The sequence below is a fragment of the Mitsuaria sp. RG genome, assembly GCF_028369275.1.
Classification (GTDB): Bacteria; Pseudomonadota; Gammaproteobacteria; order Pseudomonadales; family Pseudomonadaceae; genus Aquipseudomonas; species Aquipseudomonas peradeniyensis.
The window spans coordinates 16,561-39,417 of record NZ_JAQMYQ010000050.1 but is presented as its reverse complement, the minus strand read 5'-3'; the positions used below and the strand labels follow the sequence as shown (position 1 = coordinate 39,417).

The 22,857-nt window shown below is 55.9% G+C and carries 13 protein-coding genes; 10 read left to right on the top strand and 3 right to left on the bottom strand.

Annotation, left to right across the window (positions count from 1 at the left end; all coding sequences use genetic code 11):
• Positions 1-238 precede the first annotated feature (238 nt).
• Positions 239-988: a class I SAM-dependent methyltransferase gene (locus POF53_RS22070; protein WP_498969446.1), complete on the top strand. Its 750-nt coding sequence runs from the start codon at positions 239-241 to the stop codon at positions 986-988.
• A 50-nt stretch (positions 989-1,038) separates the two neighbouring features.
• Here the strand turns inward: POF53_RS22070 and POF53_RS22065 are convergent, their stop codons facing one another.
• Both POF53_RS22065 and POF53_RS22060 read right to left on the bottom strand, forming a co-directional pair.
• Complete coding sequence (locus POF53_RS22065) at positions 1,039-1,635, bottom strand: NADPH-dependent FMN reductase (protein ID WP_498969444.1); 597 nt, start codon at positions 1,633-1,635, stop codon at positions 1,039-1,041.
• Positions 1,632-2,483, bottom strand: coding sequence for a sterol desaturase family protein (locus POF53_RS22060; protein WP_498969442.1), 852 nt, complete (start codon positions 2,481-2,483; stop codon positions 1,632-1,634). Before POF53_RS22060 ends, POF53_RS22065 begins: the two co-directional genes overlap by 4 nt.
• 68 nt (positions 2,484-2,551) lie before the next feature.
• On the opposite strand from POF53_RS22060, the gene POF53_RS22055 reads away from it, so the two are divergent.
• The 9 genes from POF53_RS22055 to dpdD all read left to right on the top strand — a co-directional run bounded on the left by POF53_RS22055 (position 2,552) and on the right by dpdD (position 22,480).
• Positions 2,552-3,511 (top strand): AraC family transcriptional regulator ligand-binding domain-containing protein, encoded by a 960-nt coding sequence (locus tag POF53_RS22055; RefSeq protein WP_498969440.1) that lies wholly within the window; start codon positions 2,552-2,554, stop codon positions 3,509-3,511.
• An 866-nt stretch (positions 3,512-4,377) separates the two neighbouring features.
• Positions 4,378-7,632, top strand: coding sequence for a protein DpdE (dpdE, locus tag POF53_RS22050; RefSeq protein ID WP_498969438.1), 3,255 nt, complete (start codon positions 4,378-4,380; stop codon positions 7,630-7,632).
• Positions 7,633-7,640: 8 nt separating this feature from the next.
• The gene (gene dpdF / locus POF53_RS22045) at positions 7,641-10,211 is read left to right on the top strand and encodes a protein DpdF (RefSeq protein WP_498969436.1); all 2,571 of its coding nucleotides are present in this window, start codon (positions 7,641-7,643) and stop codon (positions 10,209-10,211) included.
• Entirely contained in the window at positions 10,208-11,104 is an 897-nt protein-coding gene (dpdG, locus tag POF53_RS22040) for a protein DpdG (RefSeq protein ID WP_498969434.1), read from the top strand. Before dpdF ends, dpdG begins: the two co-directional genes overlap by 4 nt.
• Positions 11,101-14,196 carry a protein DpdH gene (gene dpdH, locus POF53_RS22035; protein WP_498969432.1) on the top strand — a complete coding sequence of 1,032 codons (3,096 nt, stop codon included), beginning with the start codon at positions 11,101-11,103 and terminating at the stop codon, positions 14,194-14,196. The genes dpdG and dpdH overlap by 4 nt, the downstream gene beginning before the upstream one ends.
• Positions 14,196-14,933 (top strand): hypothetical protein, encoded by a 738-nt coding sequence (locus POF53_RS22030; RefSeq protein WP_498969430.1) that lies wholly within the window; start codon positions 14,196-14,198, stop codon positions 14,931-14,933. The genes dpdH and POF53_RS22030 overlap by 1 nt, the downstream gene beginning before the upstream one ends.
• A complete protein-coding gene (gene dpdJ / locus POF53_RS22025) occupies positions 14,924-19,684 on the top strand; it encodes a protein DpdJ (RefSeq protein ID WP_498969428.1) in 4,761 nt (1,586 codons plus the stop codon). Before POF53_RS22030 ends, dpdJ begins: the two co-directional genes overlap by 10 nt.
• Positions 19,681-20,211: a phospholipase D-like domain-containing protein DpdK gene (dpdK, locus tag POF53_RS22020; RefSeq protein WP_498969426.1), complete on the top strand. Its 531-nt coding sequence runs from the start codon at positions 19,681-19,683 to the stop codon at positions 20,209-20,211. Before dpdJ ends, dpdK begins: the two co-directional genes overlap by 4 nt.
• A complete protein-coding gene (gene dpdD / locus POF53_RS22015; RefSeq protein WP_498969424.1) occupies positions 20,195-22,480 on the top strand; it encodes a protein DpdD in 2,286 nt (761 codons plus the stop codon). Before dpdK ends, dpdD begins: the two co-directional genes overlap by 17 nt.
• Here dpdD and POF53_RS22010 read toward each other — a convergent pair.
• A complete protein-coding gene (locus POF53_RS22010; RefSeq protein WP_498969422.1) occupies positions 22,443-22,832 on the bottom strand; it encodes a 6-pyruvoyl trahydropterin synthase family protein in 390 nt (129 codons plus the stop codon). The two genes, dpdD and POF53_RS22010, sit on opposite strands and share 38 nt — an antisense overlap.
• Between the last annotated feature and the right edge of the window lie 25 nt (positions 22,833-22,857).

The window sequence follows — 22,857 nt, the reverse complement described above, 5'->3', positions numbered from 1 at the left end:
TGTCCTGGCAAAGAAATCTGGCGTGGGAGCGGGCTTGCCCCGCGATTAGGCCAGCCCAGGCAACATCACGGTCTGATTCGGCCAAATCGCGGGGCAAGCCCGCTCCCACGGTGGTCCTCTACAGAGACCGCGCACCAACACTGAAACCCCGGGGCCGCTACGCGCCCCTTTCGCGGCACAAGGCCGCTCCTACCCGACTTATACTGGCCCGACCACAAGCATTAACCTGGACCACCGAATGAAACCCTTCGACGACCTGATAGCCGAAGCCAACGCAGCCGATGTGACCGGCTGGGGCTTCGCCTGGCTGGCAGGACGCGCCTCCGAGCAGCGCCCACCTTGGGCCTACGCCCAGCTACTTGCGCAGCGCCTGGGTGCCGTCAGCGCAGCGCTGGACCTCGACACCGGCGGCGGAGAGGTACTGGATGAGGCACCGCACTTTCCACCCCTCATGTGCGCAACTGAAGCCTGTCTCCCCAACGCCAGCAAGGCGCACGAGCGCCTGAAACCGCGCGGCGTTGAAGTCGTGCAGGTCGCACCCGGTGCCGCGCTCCCATTTGCCGACGCCTCATTCGAGCTGGTCACCTCACGCCACCCTGTACAACCGGACTGGCCCGAGATTCATCGGGTCCTCCGGCCTGGCGGACATTACTTCGCCCAGCACGTGGGCCCGGCCTCGGCTTTCGAGCTGATCGAGCATTTCCTGGGTCCATTGCCACGCGAGCGGCAAATGCGCGATCCACAGGACGAAGTGGCAGCCGCGCAGGCAGCCGGGCTGACGGTGACTGACCTGCGCACAGCCCGTTGCCGCATGCTGTTCCATGACGTCGGCGCAGTCGTGTGGATTCTTCGCAAATGCGTATGGTGGGTGCCGGACTTCTCTGTGGATAAGTACCGCGCTGAACTGCTGACCCTGGATAGCCGGATGCGCCAGAGCGAGCCTTTTGTCGCGCATTCGACCCGTCATCTCATTGAAGCGAGGCGTTAAGCGGGCGCAGGCCGAGGCAGCCGCTATCGATTGATAGCGGCCATCAACCCTCACATCCCGTTGGCGAATTCTGGCTCCTGCATGTCGACGCGCTCATTCATCCCCCTGAGCGCCCTGGCATATTCGCCCAGTACCTGAAGCGCCCAGTCGGCCCGGCGACGAATGCGCAGGTCTTGCGAACTGGCACTTTCCGGCCCATTCATCACGTCCTCCACCTGGCGCACGATCAACTGCTCGGGCAGGTAGCAGATGCGGCAGTTCTTGTAGCTGGATGCACGCAATTCAGACAGCGGGTAACTCCCGCCCTGCCCAGAGGACACCCCGACCAGCAGCGCCGGCTTGTGCCCCAGCTCGCGGTAGCCGGCGTAGACGAACAGGTTCTTCAACGCCGGGCAGGCCATGCCGTGCCATTCCGGGGTCAGCACCACCAGGGCATCGGCTTCACGCAGCAGGGCTGCATACTCGGCCCAGAGTCCGTGTTCATCCTTGGCTGGCCACAACGGCAGTGGCGTACGCCCCAGATCGATCACCCTCGGCAGCTTGCTCAGTTGCAATGCCTGCAGGCGTTGCGCGAGAAAGCCGGCCACCTTCGCCGACTGGCTGTCCGGCTGGCTGGAGCCGGCCACGAGTACGATATTCAGGCTCATTTGGCCAGCTCCTGGTCCGATTCAGTCGACATGCTGGTCGACTTGCCGCGCATCAGCGGCCAGAACAGCTCCTCCTGCCAGCTGACCGGGCGCATGCCTTCGATACCGTAATGCTGTGGGCGGCGGCGGGTGATCTTTGCCGTGCCGAACAGCACGTCCCAGAAGAACAGCAGGTTGCCGAAGTTGCCCTTGTAATGCGTCACCCCGTCATCGGCGCTCAGGCCGTGATGCGCCGAGTGGGTCGCGGGGGTGGAAATGGTCCGTTCCAGCAGCCACATCACGGGCCGCAGTGCGCGTATGCGGTAAAGCTGGTCATCCCAGGGCACGCTGCTGTGGGCGCCGAAGATGACCAGCATCTTGACGATCAGGTAGCCGAAGTACACAGGCGCCAACCCCAGGTAGATCAGGGCCCCGCTGAACCACAGGCCGGGCATCAGCAGGTAATAGAAGCTGTTGTTGCGATAGACGATGCGGATGCTCATGTAGGGCGCCGAGTGATGTGCACGGTGCAGCGAGTAGAGCAGGGGCACCTTGTGGCTGAGGCGATGCCACCAGTACTGGGTCATGTCGTCCAGCACCAGGAACAGGACGAGCCCAAGCACCCAGTGCAGGCCGGCGAGGCTGCCCTTCAGTTGCGGCGCGAAGTGTTCCAGCAGGCTGTTGCTGAGGAACGTGACCAACGGCAGGGTGACCATCATCAGCAGGGCGCTGCCGACAATCTCGATGATCGCGTCCCGGCGTTTGCCGCGAGGCTGAAGGAAGCAGGCGCAGGTGATTTCGAGGAGGATGAAGCCGATCAGGATGGCGAGAATAATCGGTATCGGGCTGTTTGTTATTGTTGTGCTCATGGCATTCTCCGGTGGGTGCCGATCAAGGCGGTGCCCACCCATAAGAATTCACGAAGCCGTCAGACGATATGCGCGAAACGGACAGAATCACCCGAGAACCGGCCAACCCATCGCCCGAGCGATTCCACCGCGGCCCGCTCGGCCGGGTGCTGGAGCGCTACCTTCAGACCCATTCGCTGAAGGCGCGCAGCAACTACAGCATGCTTGCGCTGGAGCAGCTTTGGGCCAAGGCGGCCAGCCATGATCCGGCCATCGGCTTGCACCTGTTCTCGCACTTCAGCCGCCAGGACTGGCATGTGCTGGCCCAGGGCTGCCTGTACAGCGCCACGCTGGCCGAGGCCATACGCTTCTGGGCGCGCTATGCACGACTGGCATCGGACATGGATACCCTGGCGTTGGTCGAAGAGGGTGATTGCCTCGGGGTGGAGTTGCGTATCGATGCGCCAGCCAGCCTGGTGCGTTATATGGTCGAGCACTACAGTGTGATGTCCCTCAGCGTGATGGGCGTGGGGATGGGCGCGGCGGTCGTGCCGCAGCGGGCGTGCTTCGCTCACCGTCGGCCAGCGTACTACCCGGAGTACCGCGAGTGGTTTGGTGAAGATATCCAGTTCGACTGCGGGTACAACCGCTTGTACTTCAATCGTACCCAGCTGGACATGCCATTGCTGACCCAGCATGCCGGGATGATGGATGTGGTGAGCCAGGAGCTGGAGCGCCGGCTGGCGCAGCAGTCCCAGCTTAGTGGCTGGTCGGCCCGGGTAGCTCAGGGCATTCGCCAGGGCCTGATCACGGGCCGATCGCTTACCCTGGAGGCTCAGGCGCAGGACCTTCACCAGAGTGCACGTACATTGCGTCGGCGCCTGGAGGATGAGGGGACCAGTTTTCGTGTGCTGCTCGACCGGGTGCGTGCGGAGCTGGAGCAGTATCTGGAGATGCAGGGGGATAGCCGAGCGCAGATCGCTGCACAGCTTGGCTACAGTGACCTGGCGGCTTATGTCCATGCGCGCAAGCGCTGGCGGTCGCTTTAGGAGATCACCTAGCCCTTTGGGGCTGCGCTGTCGCGCAGGGAACTATTATTTCTGTGGGAGCGGGTTTACCCGCGAAGGGTCGCGGAGCGACCCCAATTGGCTTAACTGACTGGCATTACCCATTGGGCGTCTTTTTTAGGCTTTGGTGGGCCGGGGTGAGCTGAATTGTTTTCTTACTTGATTGATTTTAAAGCTTATTTTCTATATTGAAATGTCCCTGGAATACCATTTGGAAGACCGCAGGTGTTGGGTTGACGGCGTAGGAGGGAGGTGCGTGTCGAGTAGCTTGCCTCCCGTTGTTTTCCCCGGACGCCTACAAGCACCAGTACAAACTAGATGACCTGTGCTGAGCTATTCGTTTAACAACCTACCACCCCACGATTCACATGGATTGTTCCGATTTTGAATAAGCCGGTACGGGCACAAATGCCGTGGATGTTCCCCGGCCGAGATTAAGCAGGTAGTGGCGAAGGAGCGCTTAGGTGGCGCTGATCGACGCGCGCTATCCGAATCAGCGGTGGTCGCAGTGTGCCTTCGTGGGTTGGCCAGCTGCACAGCGCAATTGGGTTGCCCTGACCGGAGAGCCACAAGGAGTAGTGGCAACACCGCGCCAATTCAAAGGCTAAACAGACCGCTTCCACCGATTTCCGCTCACTAGGGTGGCCTTTTGGCATCTTTTATAGGGTAAGATCGACCTCGAAAACTGCATGGGCCCATTTGGCCCTGGGATGCAAGGATGCAAAGATGAGCCTAACCCAAACTGCTTACCAAGCGCGTATGACCGCGAGAGACGATTGCATTATTTGGGGGGTGAGTGTACTCACTAGCGGTGGCAACAAGGCATACCCTCTGTTGAGGTCTCTGTGATGGGTAGCCGAGGAACCTCAGTTAAGCTAGACATCTTTGTCAAGATTACTAGTCCTCAGTATTTGAGATGGGGCATTGGAAAGCTCCTTGGAATATCTCAAAGTACTGCGACAGTCCAGTACTTTGATGCACCGGGGGCCCTACTGCCTGACCCGATCGAAGTGCCTTTTTCTCAAATCGTCCAGGCGAGACTGCCAGCGCAAACTCGAGTCTATCGTCGGACCGCAGAGCTACATTGGCAGATCGGTCGTGTACTCGAGGATGATGGCGCGATCATCTTTGTGCAGTTTCCCAATGGGGAAACGGAGAATGTTACAGCCGACCAGTTGCAGGTCCGATGGAATCGGCGGCTAATTGATCCGCTGCCTTTATTAGCTGTTGAGGCTACTGAGACGCCCTTCCTAGCTGATGCTAGGGCAGATTTTGTCCGTGCTGTGGCGAGTCAGCATCACGCAGTTGCAGGTGTTTCTGCTGCTCTCTGTTCTTCGATCGACCTCGTAGATTACCAATTTGATGTCGTGCGCCGCGTTCTCTCTGACCCTGTCCAAAGGTATCTGTTGGCAGATGAGGTGGGGCTGGGTAAAACGATCGAGGCGGCGATCATCGTGCGGCAGTACTTTATTGACGATCCTGCTGCAAGGGCGGTGCTAATTGTTCCCCCCGCCTTGGTGTACCAGTGGCGTCGTGAGTTGACAGTCCGGTTCGGTCTGGGGGCTGAGTTGGATGACATGTTGCATGTCATTGCGCATGACGACTTGAAGAGATTGTCTAGGGTGATTTCTAGCGCCGGCATGTTGGTGGTTGATGAGGCTCACCACCTGTCCAAGCAGTCTACCGCTGAACAGCGCGAATTGTATGAGTTACTGCGATCCCACTCACTTTCCTTACCGCGGCTGTTGCTATTGTCGGCGACCCCGGTCTTGCGCAACGCGGAGGAGTTCCTTCGAGTTCTACACCTACTGGACCCGGTAGTGTTTCCGCTTGATGACCTTGACGGTTTCAAGCAGCGCATTGCATCCCGCCAAGTCATTGCGGAAGTGGTTTCGACACTATTGCCTGAAAACGTCTGGGGTCTTGGCCCCGACCTAGAGCGATTGCTAGAGAGTTATCCTGACGATCCTCTGCTAGTGGAGAAGGTCAGTACCCTGCAAAGGGTATTGGATACTTTTCCTGATGAGGAAAATGCTCAGTTCTTAGCTGCTTTGGAGGATCTCAAGACCCACTTGGTAGAAAGCTACCGGTTGCACCGCAGGCTTCTGCGCAACCGTCGTACAGCGGTACCATGGGCCACGCCTCGGCGATCTGGGATGCAGCCAGTTGCCTTTAGTGGTGAAGCTACTGCGACGTGGCGCGATCGTTTGGAAGCCTTGCGTTTGGCATTGGCGGCCTACGGATCATTTCCCCAAGTCTACCAGTCGCTGCTCCAAGCAGCCGTTCACCCCCATTCGGGACAGTCGCTACTGCAGGCCTTGACGCTTGCTGGACTGGATGAGCCTGACTTGCTCGCTCAGGCGAGAGGTGTTGATCATGCGGCTGAACGCCTAATTTCCGACCCTGCGCGGGTAATTGCGTTGTGCAGTCAGGTCCGCATGCTCCTAGAGAACCCGACGGTCCAGGTCGTCGTTTTTTGCGATAGGCTACAGGATGCCGATCGGGTTGCAGATGCCTTGATTCGTGAGATAGGTGACAGGGTCGCCCGTCACGTGCCAGTCGAAGTGGACGAAGACGGGGAGGAAACTGCACTTGAGTGGGAGCAGTTCCTTAACTTGCCCAACCAGGTGCGTGTACTGGTATGTGATGCCCGCGCTGAGGAGGGTGTTAATCTGCATGGCGGGCGTAAGGTGGCCGTCCATTATGATCTGCCTTCTTCTCCGAACCGCATTGAGCAACGATTGGGGCGATTAGATCGCTATGGAACCGGCGACCCTATCGTATCCTATATCTTGCTTGATGAGGCGAACTCTGACGAAGCTGCTTGGGTTCAAGTCCTTGATAGTGGTTGGGGGGTCTTCCGTCAATCGGTGGCAAGCCTACAGTACCTAATCGAGTCGACCTCTGAGTCTTTGGCATGTGAGTGGTCCGAGCAGGGCACTGCAGCCCTCCAAGTTCACTCGGAGCAACTTGGCGGATCAGACGGTTGGGTTCAGCGTGAAGTGCGGCAGTTGAATCACCAAGATAGCCTGGATGCTCTGGCTAACCGGGAAATTCCCGGAATGGAGGCGCTGGAGGATGTAGATAGCGATTGGGCTGAATGGAGTTCCGCTTTCAACGCGCTAGCGGTAGATTCATTGCAATTTGGCTTGCGTAGCGAGAGAGATTTAGGCGGCCAAACTACGGATATTCCGTTTCGAATTGGTTATTCGTATCGTGATGGCGGGAGAGCAACGCTGTTACCTATGGCGGGTTTCCTCAAGCATTTTTTGGCGACAGTCGACCAGAGTGCCATCGGTGGAAGCGCTCGTTTTCCGCTGAGCCACCTCTATGCGTTCAAGCGAAACACCGTCACAAGTCGTCGAGGGCTGGCGCAAGGACTACGCCTACTTCGCATCGGGGATCCTCTTGTGGCCTCGCTCGAGCAGTTTTGCAAAACTGACGATCGCGGTCGTGCATTTGCGGTTTGGCGGACTAATCGGCAGTACGAAGCCAGCGATCCCAGTGGGGCTGACTTATACTTTCGATTTGACTTTATGGTACGTCCGACAATTAACCTGGCGAACGAGAAAACATTGCCTCTGAAACATCATGCACTGGCTCGCAAGGCCGGCACCTTGCTGCCTCCTCTAGTCATGCGAGTTTGGGTGCACGGCAATGGAACGATTGAATCTGAGCCCAGCGAGTTCTTGGCTAGCGCGTATTCTCCGGCGTTGAAGGGGGCTCGATGTGATTTCAATCTGAACTCTCACCGCTGGCGCAGTTTACCTGAGGGGGTCAAGTCTACCTGGTTACGCAACTGGAGCAGACTGTGTGAGAGTCAGCATGACATCGCCACAACCGCAGTGCGGGGCGCACCGGCATATATCGAACATATACAGAGCGCGTTAAACACCTGCGCTCAGGAGCGTCGATTGCGCCGGGCTCAAGGTGAAACGAGGGCTAGTCGCCTACAAGGACTAGCCCGACAACAAGAACTAGACGAACTGCACCAGGCTGAAGAAATGTATGCGGTGCTAGAGGCAGCTATAGCTAATCCCCGTCTCGACTTAGATGTGGTAGGTGCAGTCTTCTTGTCTTCTATTTCGCCCTTTAACGAATGACCTTCACTATGTTCACTGAGTTCGACCTGCGCGAAACCCTGGCCCATTGGCCAAACAGTCACGTCTATCTAGAAGGTGAGACCGCCGCTGACAGCCTTTTGGGCCGAGTTCAGCAATGCCTGCGGGAATTGTTGGATCAACGTGGAACAGCGACCTTTATTGATCTGATTGCGCTGTTACGACATTGGCTGCTAGCTCAAGCCAAGGGTGGCGCTCGGGCTTGGCTGCAGGTTCCACTTGCTCCACCTTGGCCAGCCAGTGACGTTTGGCGCGAGCAGGGCTTTGAAGTGGCGACTGTTGGGGCGGCGGCTCAGGTACGTCCGGCCTACCCCCGATTAGAGTGGCTGGGTGAGCAGCAAGATATATTTGACGACGCGTTCAATGGTGTCGAGTCGCGCCTTCACACCTGGGTAGCGGCGGATCCACCGCTACGGACTCTGTTGGGTAAAACAGCGTACACCGGTCCAGGTCAACGTGAGGCAATTCGGGCGCAACTGCACCTACCCGCAGATATGACGCTAATCGCCAATTTGCCGACTGGTAGCGGCAAGTCGTTGTTGGCACAGATTCCCCCGCTGTTAGGCAGTCAAGGCACTTTGACCTTGGTGATCGTACCCACTGTAGCGTTGGCAATCGATCAAGGCCGTCGAATGGCGGAACTCCTTAAAGGTCGCGATCCCCAATGGACGGAACGCCCCCTGTCGTTTCACAGCGGCCTGTCGGTAGAAGAGAGGGCTTCCATCTTCCTCGCCCTGCGCAGTGGCGAGCAGAGGGTCCTTTTCACCTCCCCAGAGGCCGCAACCGGTTCACTGCGCAGCATCTTGCTCGACTGTGCATATGAAGGTCGTATCTCGCACATTGTGATCGATGAAGCGCACCTGGTGGTAACTTGGGGTAGCGGATTTCGTCCGGCCTTCCAACTGCTGCCTGCCTTCATAGGCAGCCTTCGTCATGCGCGCAATCCTGAATCGCCGCAGGCCATACGTATCGCACTAGCCTCAGCCACCCTTACTCCGCATACCGTCACGAGCTTGCAAGCCCTATTTGCTGGGACTAACGGTCATTGCGTGGTTTCTGGTATATACCTGCGGCCCGAACCGCGCTACGCGATGAAGGCGATGGTTTCTCCAGCGGAACAGGTGAGTCGCGTTCTGGAAGCGGTGATAAAGTCGCCACGGCCCTTTATCCTTTATGTGACTAGGCCTGATGAAGCTGAGGAATGGATTCGTTTATTGATTGAGAATGGACTTGGTCGTATAGCTGCCTTCACCGGAGACACGCCCCCGCACCAGCGTCAACGCCTGATCTCGGCCTGGGACGCCAACATGCTCGATGGCATGGTAGCGACTTCAGCATTTGGCCTTGGTGTGGATAAGAACGACGTACGGACGGTAATTCACGCCACGCTGCCTGAGTCGCTCGATCGTTTTTATCAGGAAGTTGGGCGAAGCGGACGAGACGGGAAAGCCTCTGCAAGTCTGTTGCTTTACACCGAGCAGGATTTTGAACAGGCCAAGGAGATGTCTGGTCCGACGCTGATTGGCAATGAGTTGGGCTATGACCGATGGGAGTCTTTGCTCGACGATCCGGGTCGCCCGGTTACGCGAGACGGTGAGATTTGGGTTGATCTCAATCGGCTGAGGGCCAAATTAAGCGTAAAGGGGAGGACCAACCGTATATGGAATCTCCGAACGCTCAACCTAATGGCCACTGCTGGTCTCATCGAAATCACCGCGTTGAGCTCTTTGCCACCCAGTAGCGGCAGCTCTAGTGAGGATACGGAGTACAGCGATTCCCAAGTAGCCTATGCGGCCTTGCGAATCCGCCATCCTAATCACCGTGATCGTGCAGTCTTTGAAGGGCAAATGAATGCAGCCCGAGACGGGCTACTTCGGGCTACGGATAAGGCATTTGATCTGATGGCGCGGACCGCCACCTCTCAAGTCGAGATATCGCAGGCACTAGTCCAACTCTATGGTTTGGCACTACCCAACCAATGGGGGGCGGTGACAGCATATTGTGGAGGCTGTAATCAGCACTGGGCTGATAATCGCATGCCCTTGCGTCAATTGCGTCCGTTCGTAGCGAGAATCGCTCATTTTTCACGCCGCATCGAGCAATGGCCGACGCTCCTAAGCTTCCCGCAGGACCAGCCTAACTTGGTGTTCGTTGCGATTCACGATTTGATACGTAATTGCGCTGATAGCCACTCGTGCTTTGCGTTGATGCTGCAAAAAGTACGCCCCCACTCCTTGCTAGTGCCACAGTCGATCTGCAACGTCCTGGTCGAAAGGCTGATTGAGCAAATGGCAATGATGCGCAGTGACACCTTTGTCGATCGCTTCGCCCCCCTCGATTCCATCGCCTTGCATGGGGCTACTGACGAAGTCCGATTCATTCTGTGGACTGAGTCAAAGATCACGACCCATGCTGCTACAGCATTGCGTACCTCTCCTAGTGCGATGACTGTCGTCTTTATCGACAGCCAGTTGCCGGACCCGAACCGGCCAGAGCGATCTTGGGTTTCCATAATTGCCCATGCAGATGAGGACATGGTCTTGAGGAAGTTGACTGTATGAGCCTATTGAACATTACCAATGACGGATTGCCCAACATCCTCGTCGCGCTGCATGCGACAGTGTTGCGTGCAGCCAAACCGATTCCCGAAACCGAGTTGCTAGAAGCTGTAGCTCCAAGTGCGCTCGTTGAAGACGAAGGGAAACAGGCTCGTAACACCTTGAACCGCTGGGTGGAGCTTGGGTTATTTGTTCGGGAGGAGGGGCTTGTTTTCGTCAGAGATCGCCTGCCCACTCGGGATCTCTCCACGCTGGACGTCTTACCATTCACGCGGCGGATAGCTTGCCGCCAAGCTTTGGCGGAGGAGAACAACCCGGATATTTGGGCTAGCCAAGGTGCTCGGGCTGCGGATTTAACGCGGTCGCTGGCATGGATGCTTGCACAGGATATCTATCGTGCATCCTTCGACCAGTTTGAAATGCAGGAGTCACAGCAGATTCTGGATCCAGATCGGCTGTTGATGCGCAACTCTGGACGAAGGTCAGGCCTTCAATTCTGGGCGCCGTTTCTTGGGTTTAGCCGCCATCCATTTTCTGCTATTGACCCTACCGTGGCAGTACGTGACGCCTTGAATGAGGTTCTGATACCTGGTTCAGGCATGCCCGCGGAAAGGTTCGTAGACCGCCTAAGTGCAGTCTTGCCGGTTCTGGATGGAGGTCGCTGGCAGCGAGAGGTCCTAGAGTATGTTGACCCTAGTGCTTTGCCATTGCGCCAGCCTGGGCAGATATCCACTGCGTTGTCTCGGGCGCTGCTAAACCTTTGGAATAGTGGAGAATTACTTCCTCAGCAAAAGGCCGATCTCGGCAGTTCCATCACGCTCACCGGCGCTACCGGGGCACGCAGTGATCTGACCTTCCAGTGGATCACGCGGCCGGCGCAAGGAGGTGAGGCATGAGTATGCTGCAACAATATTGGCCGATACCTGACCATGCCACCGAGTGCCTACGCACGGAGGCTGAAACCGTCGATGAGGCCCTGCTCTTAGCCGTCCATGAGCCAACTGCATTGTTGCGACGGTCGGCTCAGAGTGGGCTTGAGGTATCGGCCGATGAGATCGCCCTGCTGGATGAACTGATGCGCCCCGTTACGGATGGTAGCGCTGTCGTTGTAGCCATTACGGGCGCCTCCGGTGTTGGTAAATCCCACATGGTGCGCTGGTTGCGCGCTCAGTTGGAGCGACATCCCCGTCGCAAAGAATTAGTGGTCGTTTCGATTCCCAAAACCGCAAGCCTGCGCCGCGTTGTCGAGTTAATCCTCGAGCCTCTCGCCAGCGAACAGTACGAAGCTTTAAAGCGTGAACTACAGCGTGCTTCCGAGGCGTTGACACCGTCCACTGCGTCGGAACTTCTGGCAGCAGCCATGGGCGAGGGGCTGAAGGAATATCGTGAGCGTACCGTTGAACTGGTTCAGAACTCACCATCGGAAAACGGTGATCTCAAACCTCTTGTTGCGGTAGCTGAGCACGCTCGCAGTCTAATACTGTCGCCGGAGGCGCGTGACGTCTGGCTGAGCAAGGTGCTCCTTCGTATTGTCGGCGCAAGCTTTGGAGGTACTTCGAACCCAGTAGATCGACAGTTTCGCGATGTGGATCTGGAGCCGCCAGAAGATGCAGTAGGGCAAGACCTGCCACATCGAGTGCAGTCGGCGCTAGCGTTCCTAGGCAATGCCAACGGCCGATATCGAAGCACTGCCGCGGAAATCTTGCAGGAAGTGCTGGATAATGCTTTGCGCACCGTTTTCCGGGTCACTGAGGCTTTGCAACAAAAGTCCATCCAGGACGTGGTTGATGACATTCGCAGACAACTTCTCACGGATGGAAAGGAGCTCGTACTTCTGATTGAGGACTTAGCTGCCTTGTCGGGAATTCAGCAACCGTTGCTAGATATCATGATTGCCGAGAGCGATGAACACGGACGTCGGGTCCGTGCGCCGATACGCACTGCCGTTGCCGTGACTGATGGCTTTCTGGCTGGTCGGCAAACCGTCTTGACTCGCGCTAAGGAGCAGTGGGTAGTCCCTAGTGAGGGGTTATCCGAAGAGCTGATTGTCGGCAAACTTGTGGAGTTAACTGGGCGCTACCTCAATGCCGCGCGCTGGGGTATTGGATACCTTAAACGGGAGTTCACTAAAGCTTCACTAGCTGGTAATGATCTATATGCATGGGTGCCTACGTTCGATGAACCGCTGGATACTGATGCTGCGGAGCGGCTGGATGCGTTCGGCCGTAGCGGCAGGGGCTACTCGCTGTTTCCGTTCAACGTGAACGCTATTCGCGGCCTTGCTGAGGTTGCAATGAAACTGGGTGGAGTTTGGAGCTATAACCCAAGAGCTTTCATTAATGAGGTTCTGCGTAAGACCCTCGCTGAACGGCTCTCCTTCCTGGAAGGGCAATTCCCGCCGTCCGGATTCAAGTCTCCGAGGCTGGTTGCTGAAGTGCGTACCGAGTTGCAGCGCAAGGGATACTCACAAGTTGAGTCTCAAAGGCTTGAAGTAGCATTGCAGTATTGGGGGGGCAGACCTACCAGTTTGACAGCACGTGCGCCTATCTCTAAGGTTGTCTTCGAGACATTTTCATTGCCCTGGCCGTTTGGCAATGCCGGCGCTGCCGAGCGACAGCCAACGGTGTCGACCACGCCAAATAACTTAACTTTGGCGACTCAGCAATCTGCTACCCCCGTTGCCTCCTCGCTAACGACTCTCAAAATTGAATCGACTCTGCCTGTTCCTGACATCTCAGCGTACGGGGATGCGCTTGAAGCATGGACACCTAACAATCGATTGCCGAATACATATGCGAGAGAAACGCGCAATCTGATTGCCTCTGCGCTGGACATGCGCTTGGATCTCGGTAATTTCTGCCTTAAAGGCCAGAAAATCGAGGCAAGTTGGTTTTGGTTGCCACCCACTACTACGGTAGGCAATCCCAACAATGGCTTAATCATTCAGGTTGTCGGCCAGGATCAAGCGATCCCGCCTAGTGTCCAGGTAGGACTCAAGGCGTTGGCTCGCTGGGAAAAGAACGCAAAATCTTGGTGTTACGAGGGCGCAGAAGCAGATTATGCGGCAGCTAACGCCCTATTGGAGCAACTGGAAAGCCAAGTGTTGCGCGTACTCAGCACGGAAGCAGAGTGCGACACAGGCATACTAGCGCGCGCCCTGCACACGCAAAGCCTCCTTCTCGGATTGAGTTCGCGCGGCCAACCAGATGGTCCGAATTTCAAAGAGTTATTCGCTGCCAGCCCGGATGAGTCGGCTTACCGAGACTCGCGAGTAGACTCATCGGTGACCAAATGTTTGGAAGTCCGAAGTAAGGCGACTGCCGCACGATCCGAGTTGCAGGATCGGTTAAAGCAACTAATCGGATGCTTCCAAGGCGATCGAGGTGGCACAGTTATGGCGATTGATAGCAACCGCCTGCGGCAGGCCTGGAGGGCTGAACTGCCACAGCGGTGGGTCCTAGGGTTGAAGGGGCGCGATCGTCTGAGCGAAGACGCGTCCGATGTGCTTGAGCGTGTTTCTACAGCTGGCCTGCCTGCGCTGGTGAGTACTCTACAGAGCACGATGCAGTCGCTTTTGCCTTTGACAAGCGCTGCTTTTGAGGCTGACCACGCGCGGATAGCCTGGCGCGACGAGATGCGCCAGTTGGTGCAAGAGGCCTTGGATCTCGCGGTATGGCCATCTGGCATCAAAGAGTCTGAAGTTCACGGCATCATTGGTCGACTGTCACTGGACGGAATCGAATCGGTTATCCAGCGGATACATAAGATGAGCATACCGTCGGCCGAAGAAGCGGCACCTCTACGTCTAGCGGCACTGTGTGCCGTGCCCCTGCCTCGTCTAAGCCAATTGGCGTGCGATGTGTCGGAATTGAACCGCTTCTTCAGTAGCCTTAATAGAACGATTCAAGGCCAAACTCGTTCGGTTGAGTCTGAACATGCGCTCGCCCAACGTCATGAACTGATTAAACGCCTAGAGTGGGAGAGTTGATGTCGACTCTAATTCAAGCCTGCGGCCAACTGCGTGTAGGGCTGCAGAGCGTCAAAGTCGCCAACCAGACCCGCCAGGAGATTTCAGCGCTCCAGCAGCGCTTGCGCGAGTGGGGGCGGCACGCGGACACTAGGCAAGGGCTGCTGGAAAAGGTCCGCATTGTCGATCCTTGCATACTCGTGCGCGAAGATATCGCCCAAGCTGATTGCAACGTGAAAGGTTTGGCGCAGCAAGCGCAAAAGCTACTCCTTGCAGGTGGCAATGTGCAGGATTTGGCCACGGATAACCTGTGGATCCGATTGATGACAGCGGCCTCATCGGCCAATGAGGAAGCCCGCAGCGCTGCCCGCGACCAATGGCGCCAATTTAGTGAGAGTCTGGGGTACGTCGAAACGCCTTCAGTCTTAGACGGGCGGATGCTCAAAACACCTGCCAATGAGAGCCTCCTGGAAACTTACAGGCAGCATCACGCCAAGTACTCAGCGATTGTTCGCGCTGACTTGCCAGGCAGTGCATCGACTCCGGCCGAGTTGATCAGCGTAATGAGCATGCTGCAGGGCCTACGAGAGCAACTCAAAGGTACAGCACCAGAGGCCATTCGGTTATTTCTCAAGGCCGTAGAGGGTGGAGGGGCTTCATTGGATATGATTACTCCTGAGGTGATGGAGTGGCTCCGGGAAAATGATGACCCCAACCGATTCGTAGTGAAGTCGAAGGTCAATGTGTCATGGCGCTAACTCCAGATTTGCTATTGGCTGAACTCGCGCTCGATGAACTTGAGGCGCAAGAAGCGCGCTGTCTGATCTGGGGGTTGATTGACAATGCCCTAAGCCGCGATGAAGTAACGGAGGCGCTTCAACGGGCGCTCAACGCGCCGAAGGCAATTCCTGCCAAGAGTGACCCGAATTGCCGCATTCATACCACCAAGGATTTGCGAGACCTGTTGATTGAGCGCAAGATGTTGTTTCAAGTGCCTTTTGCGGCTGATCAGGAGGTGCGCTGGCGTACGCGGATGGCCGAAGGGGTGCGGTTGATCGCCCAACTTCGTCAACTATTTCCCAAGCATGGTACGGACAAGTGGGCCGAGGCCGCCACGCTGGTAGCTGACTATCGCTTCCTTAGACGCCCCCGCCGTTATCCCCTTAGAAACGTGGATGGCGCCAGCGCTTATGCCAGGTTGAATGACTTGGTGAAATCGCCGCTATTGCTGGAGGCCCTTAAGACCTGGCTAGACCAGATGGATCAGGGGGGCGGTCTCTCGCAATTCCAGGTGAAATCAGTTGAACGTATTTTGACTGGCTTGGAGGAGGGGGGCTGTCAGGGTACGTTGGTATCCGCTGGAACTGGTAGCGGCAAGACTCTGGCATTCTATCTGCCGGCGTTGTCATGGCTGGCATCCCAACGAGTTCCGCAGATGACTGTCGGTGGGGTGAGGGTGTTAGCCCTTTATCCTCGTAATGAGTTGTTAAAGGACCAACTCGCCGAAGTCTACGACCAGTGTCGCAAGTTCGATAGTTGGATCGGGCGACGGGGAGGGCGACCTCTGCGTGTAGGTGTTCTTTTTGGGGATACACCCACGAAGGTCGCCAAGGCCAAATGGCTCAAGCACTCCCAGGGCAAACGCGTCCCGTTCTTCAATTGTCCGAACGACAGTCAGCACGGGGAAATGGTGCTGCGTCAAATTGATTCGGACAAGGGGCTGGAGCGCATCGTCTGCCTGCAGTGCAGCGCAGTCGTAGATGGACATACTCTGGCATTCACCCGCGACACGATACAATCTGATCCACCGGATATTCTTTTCACAACCGTGGAAATGCTGAACCGGCATTTACCTAGCAGCGACTTGCGCCATGTCTTTGGCGTGGGGCCTAAGGCAGAACGAGCCCCTGACCTCATCTTGCTGGATGAAGTTCACTTGTATGCGGGTAGCTATGGGGCGCAGGTGGCCTACTTGTTACGTCGTTGGTGGGCCGCCAGTGGTCGACGTTCTAGTTTTGTGGGATTGTCAGCTACCATCGCGGAGGGCCAAACCTTTTTCTCACACCTAACAGGACTGAGTCCAACGGTTGTTGAGGAAATCAGACCGCTAGAGGACGAGATTGAGGAGGAAGGGGGCGAGTACATGCTCGCGCTGCGCGGTGATCCGGTTTCGCAAACCGCCCTGCTGTCCACCACTATCCAGACTCTGATGTTGAGTGCTCGTTTACTAGATCCGCCTGGGACTTTTGATAGAAAAACAATGCCCTTTTTTGGTTGGCGGGCATTCGCTTTCACTGATCAGTTGGACGCAACAAATCGGCTCTTCAAGGACGTGCTCGATGCTGAGGGACGATATCATCCCAGTGGTAACCCAAACTTGATCAAGCACCCTGATGGCGGGTTGGCACTGCTGCGTAGAGGATCTAACCCCATCTTGGGTACTCCGCGCTACTATGCTGGGCAAGATTGGAGTGTTCCACAATCCATTGGCCACGATCTCACCCGTCGACTCGGAATCGGGCGAACGACGGCATTGGATAGTGGCGTTTGTACTCATACAGAAGTTGTAGTTGCTACGTCTGCTCTAGAAGTAGGCTTCGATGACCCGGCAGTAGGCGTTGTAGTTCAACACAAGGCGCCGAGAGACATCGCATCGTTCTTACAGCGCAAGGGACGAGCGGGGCGAACGCGTCACATGCGACCATGGACTGTGATTGTGCTCACGGATTACGGTCGTGATCGGTTGGCCTATCAAGCCTACGATCAGCTATTCGATCCCGATCTTCCAGCCCGCCAACTACCGTTGGCCAATCGCTACGTCCAACGAATGCAAGCGGTCTACGCGTTGCTCGACGAGTTAGGGGACTTGACCTGCCGTGACCAACCATCTCTGTCGGTTTGGCGCGACTTGGCTAAACCAAATATTGAGTGCACACCGCGCGGGTGGCACCCGAATGTGTTCGTTTCAGTAAAGCGCCTAGCGGAAGGTGTGACAGTCCCGCTATCTGCACAGGGGTGGAAAGCACTCCAGCATCAAGCTTACAAGTTCGCGCCGGATGGAGACTCAACTGTTAAGTTTGCAGGCTCCAATTGGTTGGCCAAGCGGCTGAAACACCAACGTGTTGTCAAACTGATGGGTGATCTTCAGGAGAGTCCAGCGAAAGTCGGACGTCTTGTTCGCAGCCTAGCTGACCGATTGGCGTTGACGACCGACGATATGAACTTGCTTATGTGGAGCCATCCACGTCCGCTAATGCTTGGCGCAATTCCTACAATTGTTCGTCGTCTGGCATCGAACTGGCGTGCAAATGGCGAGCAAGGGAAAGACTACCAAGCTGGCCATCCACTACCGGACTTCATTCCGGCCAGCCTCTTTTCCGATCTAAGTCTGCCGGAAATGCGAATCGAATGGGCTGCGCGCAATGGTAGAGTTGAAGAGCAGTATTTGCCGGTGCAACAGGGTTTAGCTGAATTTGCACCCGGTAGGGTCTCGCGTCGTTACGATGATGCTCTTTGGTTGGGTGTTGATGGGCCAGCGCTGGCTCGATTCTTCGCTTGTGGTAGCACCGAAGTGTCTGAGGATGTGGAGTTATCCACATGGTACGACCTTGAGCCCCAAAGAAATTTTGTTGTCCAAGATGACTCGGCTCGAGTGACTTTCAAAGCGTTTCGTCCAGCGGCAGCCCGTCTGTCCCCAATAGCTCAGCGGGGCGATGGAGTACCCGAGCTAAGTGACACATCTAATGCTCAACTGCAATGGAAATCCTTCCTTCAGGCACCCTATAAGGGCGTGCCTCTGACCAGTCCGTCGCACATTGGCATCAGCCAGTTGATAAAGAGAGTGGTTGTTCACACCCACGCGGAACAATCCAATGCTTTTGTGCGACGCTATGCCGTAAGTTCGCGAGCAGAGTTGCGACTGCGATCTGGAAGTCAGAGCGAGCGCGTTACGGTCGACTGGCAGTTCATGCATTCAGGTCATCCCTGCGGTGTGGGCTTCGAAATTGATGTCGATGCGTTGGTGCTGGAGTTGGATTTACCGCATGATCTCAGCGGCGCCATCGATTGGGGGGATCCGCGACGTTTGCGGGCAGCTCGGGCAGCTCGCTACAACTGGGAGGCGCGCCAGAATCCCGAACTCTGTATTGCAGTACCGAATCCATTCCTGCGCGGATGGATCTCACAGATTTTCCAAATTGCTGCCCTTCAAGTAGCAATGGTAGAGGAAGTCTCGCTGTGTGACGCGTTGGATTATGTTGCTCACGGCGCCAGGATGGACACGTTACTTAACGTCTTGCAGGCGGTTTTCCAGGTTCCGAATATCGAAAGTAGTGAGGAGGGGGCGGACAAGCTTCGTCAAAAGCTGGATGAAGCTCTGAAGACAGAAGCAGTGCGTAAAGCTGTGCGTTATGCATCTCGTGTGCTAGTCGAACCCATTGATGAGGAGTGGAACGACTGGCTTGCCCTGTCGATCCGCGCGACGCTCGGTGCCGCCTGCCTGGAGGCAATACAGCAAGCCTGCCCTCAGATTGATCCCGACGGCTTGATTGTGGACATCGAGGTGCGTGGTGATGACGGTGACTCCCAGTCTGGGTTCGAGATCTGGATCTCCGAAGTCAATCCCGGTGGCAATGGTCTGATTGAGAGTGTCGCGGAGTTGTTAGCGGCTCGGCCCGATAGCCTTTACCGGCATATCGAGGCGGCCTTAAGCCCGCGTGATTTTGAGTTGACAAACACTCAGTTGCGTCAGGTAGTCCAATGGCTTGGTGGATCAAAGCCGGACTCCACTATTACTGAGGCGGCAACGCAAGTACGACAAGCCATGAGTTCTGCAGATGCTTCCAAACATTTGGCCGCCCTGCGGTTCAGGCTAGTAACTCAGGGGCAATCGATATTCCACGGTTACAGCGTGGCTCTGAGCATGCGATTGTTGCGGCCGAATACTCCAGACGGGTTAGATTCTCTGCTGGCTCTGATCCACGAGCGCTGGGATGCGTTGGAAGCTTTACATGGTGTCGAGATTGACGTTAGGGTCCTCTGTGCATTGTTCAGTGCGGATGATTATCTCGATCGGGCATTTGCAAGCGCGGGGCAAGTGCTTCCATTCGGCAACCGCATGGCATGGCGCTTCGGGGTGCTAATGGGGATATTGTGGCCTCAAGGGCATGCGCTACGCGCTGTTGCCATGCCATGGTCCAATCGCTTTTCGCCGTTCGCTATAGATACCGAGCGATTTCTGGTGGAGCAGTGGTTGACACCTCGCTCTCAACCGATCGATCCGACAGTTCTGCATTGGCAGGAGCAGTTGCGAAAATGCTTATGCGCAACTTCGCGTGCGGTTGTGTCAGTTCCGGCCGCTGATACCGCAACGCTGCTGCCCGAAGTGATCGCAGCCTTGGCGACAGAGCCAATTCAATTTGATTATCTTAACGTATTCGCCCAACTCTGTGAGGTCAAACGCCTCGGTGATCACATCGAGTTGACGTTTTCGATACCGGACGCCCTATGACAAATATACGCCACATCTTCAAGTCGGCCACGACTTCCCCTCAAGCCGCTCGTGACGTTATAGCCATGGCTTTGGCCGAGGAGATCCTGCTTCCCAGCAGGACACTCTGCTTAGCCGCTCCATGGGTTAGTAATATTGTTATTTTCGACAATTCAATGGGCAGTTTTGATGGGCTAAATCCGGAGTGGAGTCGTCGAGGGATTCGCTTGATTGAGGTATTGGTGGCTATCGCATCTAACAATACAAAATTAGATATTCGGGTACGCCCCGAACCTCATAATAAACCTTTCTGTAAGCGCTTGTGCGCGGCGCTGAAAGATGTCGGTCTGCAAGATTCGTTGCAATGGTCCGAAATTCCTGATTTTCACACGAAGGGATTACTCACCGATCGAGTCTGGATTGGCGGGTCGATGAACCTCACTGAGCGCGGTATCAGCCTGAACGCTGAGTCACTTGTTGTTGATTTCAATCCGCAGACGGTATCTAGCATCCGCTTGGAGTTTGCGAACCATGGCATTAGCCTCTAGCCAAATGGTAAATTCCGCAGTGGTAGACTCTCAGGTATTAATCAGTCAGTTTTTTTCAGGTCCTAACATTTATGTGAGTCCTCTAGCCACGGCTAAAACGCCCAATGGTCAGGCGGTACCTGAGGCATTGGTTCCGGCTATCGCTCGTTATGCGAAAGGCTTCAAGGATCGACCTTTGCTCTTGCCATTTTCTGATCTTGCTGGTGAGCGAACTTGTTGGTTGGCCTGTTCGCACGATGAACTAAGTTCGCGTGAGTTGCATGATGAGATGCGAGCTTTCATTGGGCCGAGTTTTGGTCACTTTGAGAGTGATGGGGCAGCGCTCTCTATCGCACAAGCGAGCGCGAAAGGTGTATTGGCGCAGGGCGGCCTGAACGCAGTTTATTTTTTTGCGATCACGACTAAGTTTGAGCCGCGCATAGTAAAAAGTTGGCAGCGCTACTGGCAACTCCTGGATCAACGCCCGCCCAGGCCCAGACAGGAACTGCACACATTTCACCAGTTACGAGCGTTGTTTGACCGCGCCTTAGTGGTTCGCAATGAAAATGCAGCGATGGCAGCGATGGCGGCGTTACGAGACCAGCATGGTCTTAGCGCTGAAAACCGGACCTTCCTGGAAATACGTTTACGTTCAGCCTTTGCCCGATGGGACCAAATCCTGAATCACCCCCAATGGGATGATCTTCTCAAGGTTCGCTTGCCGCCGGAGACATATGGTGACATCTGGGACGCGCTCTACGAGACGTTCTTAGCCCAAGTCGAAGCGCAAGGCGCTGCCACTCAGTTGGTGAAAGCTTTCGCAGAGCGGGTTCGGACTATGGTCGCTCCTCTGCTCAAAAGCCGCGGGCGTAGCCGTCGTCCAGCGGCCCTTAAGGGCTTTTTGCTTCATGAGTTGTCTTTGGAGCAGCCTTCCGCAGAACTCTGCGTGACCCTGCTAAATGACCTTGGACCAAGTGCTTTTGGGCCCGCTTCTGACGCCATCATGGCTATGGTGCTAACGCTGCAGACCAAGTCCGGAATTGAGCAGGCACTCCATGAAATGGAGTTGGAGCGCTATGAACAGGCTCTTGCTTTGCTTCTGCCACTGACCGATTCGGTCGAAGTGCTTCAAGCTCAATTGCGTTGTGCCAAAGAAGTTGGTGATCCTGGGCACGCTCGTGAAATACTCGATCGGCTGTCCTTGAGTGCCCCCGAAACTGCCGCCAAGGTCCGCATTGCTCGACCTCGATTGCTCTCCGATGTAGAGAAGTTGGCCGCTGAAGAAGTGTGTGAATCGCTTCAAGAACAGTTGCAATCTGCGCATACACCGATGGCCGTTGACGACGTCATAATCTATTGGCGGGAACTGGTCCAGTCGCCTGAGGCTAGTGCGCTGTTGGCCAAGCCCAGTTTCATCCAGTCATTGTTGTCAAGCGTAGAGGACTCTGCTCTCGACTCGCTGCCCTTGTTCGAATCCCTATTTCCTATTTGGTTTGACTGGCTCATCGTCAAAACTCCACCCTCGAGCGTACTTAGTCAACTATATCTCGGGTTCATTGAAGCACTGGACGTGCGAGACCGCCTTGGAGATAGTGAGCGAGAGATGATCAGGTTAGCGCTTCGACATAGCCTGATTGCCGGATTGACGTCGGCTGAATACACAGTACTTATTGAAAGGCTTGCTACTGTCTTACCCAGTCCGCTGTCCCCACGTGAAGCCGCATGGGCATTGGATGTGACAGATTTGTTGGTTATGCATCCTTGTCGTGACGAAGAGGCGCGCCTGCGATGGACGACTATGGTAGTTCAGGCAGCGACCCAATGCTGGGAGAGACTGTCTCTGGCAGAGCGCTGCCTGCTAAAACTGCTTGCGCAGGAGTTTGGTCTTGAACTCCCCAAACGACTCGACGATGAAGTGGCTGAAGCAGAAAAAGCCAGAGCAGATGTTAGGGTCCGTATATTTATTTACAGTTTGGACACCCAAGCGATTCGGCGTGCAGCCTTAATACTCCAAGAGGCTCTCCCATTGGCCAAAATAGAGATAAATTCCGATGAGGTATGTAGCACGCGCCTGAAAAATGGAACTCGTAACGCTGACTGGGTGGTGTTTGTTTCAGGCGTTGCTACCCATCAGGCCTTCTTTTGTATCAAGGCTGCTTTGAAGCCCGATGCAGCGTTGCTTCAAGTTGAAGGTAGTGGTACGACACGCATCGTAGATTGCGTGATCAACAAGAGCCAGATTTCGCGAGAATTCACGTCGTCCAACGCAACACACAACGGTCACCACTGAGGCGACGCTCGACCATCACGGCGCAAAGACTAGGTACTGAATCTTCGAGTTGCTTACGGATAAACGCACACAGGTTTTCGATTGTGGCCGGCCCCAGATCCTGCACCTCGTCAAGTAGCCGGTGATCGAGCATCTCGCGAACACGTGCAATCTCGCTTCGTAGGTAGCCTAGGTCAATTAGCATGCCGGAGGCGGCATCTGGTTGGCCTGCGACGGTTACCTCCGCTTCATAGGTGTGCCCATGGATGCGGCGGCTACTTTCGGTCTCTATGCCACGATTCAATGTATGGGCAGCCTCAAAGTAGAACCGCTGCGACAATTCGCAAACCGTGTTGCTATTCGAGTTGAGCATGGACTCAGCGGCGGGCGAAGGGGAC